Annotated in this window: 3 protein-coding genes; all 3 read left to right on the plus strand. The window is 62.3% G+C overall.

Annotated elements, in window-relative coordinates:
• Positions 1-131: 131 nt before the first annotated feature.
• Genes gpgS through gpgF form a run of 3 tightly spaced genes read left to right on the plus strand, consistent with a single transcriptional unit; the run spans position 132 to position 3,029 of the window.
• Positions 132-1,253, plus strand: coding sequence for an N-acetylglucosaminyl phosphatidylglycerol synthase (gpgS, locus tag HU811_RS26115; protein ID WP_092393368.1), 1,122 nt, complete (start codon positions 132-134; stop codon positions 1,251-1,253).
• A complete protein-coding gene (gene gpgD, locus HU811_RS26120) occupies positions 1,246-2,037 on the plus strand; it encodes an N-acetylglucosaminyl phosphatidylglycerol deacetylase (protein WP_186658951.1) in 792 nt (263 codons plus the stop codon). The genes gpgS and gpgD overlap by 8 nt, the downstream gene beginning before the upstream one ends.
• Positions 2,034-3,029 carry a glucosaminyl phosphatidylglycerol flippase gene (gene gpgF, locus HU811_RS26125; RefSeq protein WP_092393375.1) on the plus strand — a complete coding sequence of 332 codons (996 nt, stop codon included), beginning with the start codon at positions 2,034-2,036 and terminating at the stop codon, positions 3,027-3,029. The genes gpgD and gpgF overlap by 4 nt, the downstream gene beginning before the upstream one ends.
• Positions 3,030-3,125: the final 96 nt, after the last annotated feature.

A 3,125-nucleotide genomic window follows, 5' to 3' on the forward strand; every position in this document is an offset into this window, starting at 1 on the left:
TGTGGGAGCGAGCCTGCTCGCGATGGGGGCCCGTCAAACGCCACATCACCTCATTGACTCCCTCCCCCCACAATCCCAACCGAACATCTATTCTTACTAAAGGTCAACAAAGGAGAATACAGACCGGAGGGATGTTCATCGTGCACATAGCGGACATAACCATGTTCTACGCCCCCGCCAGCGGCGGCGTGCGCACTTATCTGGATGCCAAGCACCGGCGCCTGAGTGATCGGCCCGCCATTCGTCACAGTCTGTTGATCCCCGGCGCGCATTTGAGCGAGCACGACGGGATCTATCAGGTTCCCGCCCCCGCGCTGCCTTTCGGCAAGGGCTATCGCTTCCCGCTTCGCCTGGCACCTTGGCGCAATGTCCTGCGTGATTTACAACCAGACCTGATTGAAGTCGGTGATCCCTACCTGACCGCATGGGCTGCCCTGGACGCCCGGCGTCAGCTCGATGTGCCCGTGATCGGTTTCTATCACTCCGACCTGCCGCTGCTGGTCAGCAACCGGATGGGCAACTGGTTCACGCCCAACATCGAAGCCTATGTCAGCAAGTTGTACGGCAATTTCGACCGGGTCCTGGCGCCGAGCCAGGTCATGGCCGACAAGTTGATCGGGCTTGGGGTCAAGAATGTCTACGTGCAGCCTTTGGGCGTGGATTTGCAAACCTTCAACCCCGCCGCCCGTGACCCGGAACTGCGAGCCGAACTGGGAATCGCCGAAGACACCCGCCTGCTGATTTTCGCCGGTCGCGGTTCCAGGGAAAAAAACCTGCCGGTGCTGCTCAAGTGCATGAAACGCCTGGGCGAGCGTTATCACCTGCTGCTGGTGGGTTCGTCCATGCCCGCCGTGGTGCCGGACAACGTTACGGTGGTCGATGAGTTCTGTCCGGCGCCGCAAGTCGCCCGGCTGATGGCCAGCGCCGATGCCTTGGTGCATGCCGGCGACCAGGAAACCTTCGGCCTGGTAATCCTTGAAGCCATGGCCAGCGGCATCCCCGTGGTGGCGGTGGCGGCCGGGGCCTTCACCGAAATCGTCCACGAAGACTGCGGCCTGCTGTGCACGCCCGACAATCCACAAGCCATGGCCAACGCCGTGCGGCAGCTGTTTGCCGAAGGCTGCCAGCGACGCGGTGTGCTGGCGCGCCAGCACGTGGAGCGCCACTACGCCTGGGACTCGGTGGTCAACAGCCTGTTGGGGCACTACTACAGCGTACTGGGTGAACAACTGCCCCTGCTGGCCAATGGTTGAGGTGACGTCCGTGTCGATCAATCACTCGCCCAGCCTGCTGTTGGTGTTGCATGACGTGGCGCCGCAAACCTGGCCTGACTACCAGCCCTTTGTCGAAGCTGTCGACGCCCTTGGCCACGTGCCAATGACCTGGCTGGTGGTGCCGGACTTTCACCACACCAACGCGCTGGAGCATCACCCAGGCTTTCGACGCCTGCTCGACGAGAGGGTCGAGCGCGGCGACGAATTGGTGCTGCACGGCTACTACCATTGCGACGACGGTCCACCGGCGACTCATCCCAAGGACTGGTTCATGCGCCGGGTGTATACCCACGAAGGCGAGTTCTACAGCCTCGGCGAGGAGGCGGCCCTCGCCCGCCTGCGCGCGGGTGTCGAAATCTTCCAGCGCTACCAGTGGCCGCTGGAGGGTTTCGTCGCGCCGGCCTGGCTCATGAGCGAAGGCACGCGCCAGGCACTGCGCCAGTTGCCACTGAGTTACACCAGCGATCCCCAGCACCTCTATCGCTTGCCGGACTTCACCCCGCTCGACGCCCCGGGGTTGGTCTGGAGCGCCCGCAGCGCCTGGCGCCGTGGCCTTTCCAAAGTCATCAATGATCAACGTGAACAGCGCTGGCGCCAGGCGCCAGTCATTCGCCTTGGCCTGCATCCCGTCGACATGCGTCACGACTTTTCCCGGAATTATTGGTTGCGCACCCTCGAACGCCTGCTCAACGACGGCCGCGAGCCGTTAACCAAGGTCCAATGGCTGATGACCCAGGGCCTGCGGGCCTGCGACGCCGCATGAAACGGCTGATCTGGCTGAGCGCCGCCTTGCTCATGGCGCTGCTGGTGCCGTGGCTGATGGGTGGCGGGGAGATGTGGTCGCGGGTGCAGCGTTTTCCCTTGTCATTGCTGCTGACCATGCTCGGCATGATTGTCCTCTGCTGGGGCTTGAACTCCGTGCGTCTGCGTTTGCTGCTGGGTGAACACCGCGGGCGCGTCGGCCGGCTGAAAAGCATTGGCGTCGTCATGTCCACCGAGTTCGCCATGTGCGCCACGCCCGGCGGCAGTGGCGGGCCGCTGACGCTGATGGCATTGCTGGCGCGTAATGGCGTGCGTCCGGCCCATGGCAGCGCGGTGTTTGCCATGGATCAGTTGAGCGATCTGCTGTTTTTCCTCTGTGCCTTGGTCGGCATCCTGTTTTATGCACTGTTCCAGAACCTCAGCCAGCGCATCGAATGGATGCTGGCATTGAGTGCCTTCTCGTTGTTTGGCGGACTGTTCGGCTGCGTGCTGGTGGCCCGCTACCACCGCAAACTGATTCTGCTGGGCGCGCGGTTATTGCGACATTTGCGGGTAAAGACCGCCACTCGCCAACGCTGGGGACGCAAGATCCTGCACTTTCTGGCGGCATTTACCGACACCCTGAAATTGCCCCGTCAGACCCTGTTTCAAGTCTTCGGCCTGACGTGCCTTCACTGGGCGCTGCGCTACAGCGTGTTGTATCTGGCGTTGAGAGGACTGGGGGCGGATTTGCAGTGGGCCTGGAGCTTTCTGATCCAGATGCTCTCCTTGAGCGCGGGGCAGTTCAGCCTGCTGCCCGGCGGCGCCGGGGCGGCGGAGTTGACCTCAGCGGCACTGCTGGCGCCGATGGTGGGCAAATCCACAGCGGCAGCGGCGATTCTGATCTGGCGGGCGGTGACGTATTACTTTTATCTGGTCGCCGGTGGACCGGTGTTCTTTTTGATGGTCGGGCGACCATTGATCAAGAAACTGATCAAGCTCAAGCAAGCCTGACGCCCATCCACACATCACCGCTTCGCGCTTTTGCAGGAGCTGGCGAAGCCTGCGATCTCTTGGCGTTTTCAGCGAGGCTGAAGATCAAAAGATCGC

It is taken from the genome of Pseudomonas tehranensis, from assembly GCF_014268615.1.
GTDB lineage: Bacteria > Pseudomonadota > Gammaproteobacteria > Pseudomonadales > Pseudomonadaceae > Aquipseudomonas > Aquipseudomonas tehranensis.

Bases quoted from the DNA above. Each gene is read 5' to 3' on its own strand.
- gpgS (WP_092393368.1), top strand. From the start codon at position 132: ATGTTCATCGTGCACATAGCGGACATAACCATGTTCTACGCCCCCGCC.
- gpgD (WP_186658951.1), top strand. From the start codon at position 1,246: ATGGTTGAGGTGACGTCCGTGTCGATCAATCACTCGCCCAGCCTGCTG.
- gpgF (WP_092393375.1), top strand. From the start codon at position 2,034: ATGAAACGGCTGATCTGGCTGAGCGCCGCCTTGCTCATGGCGCTGCTG.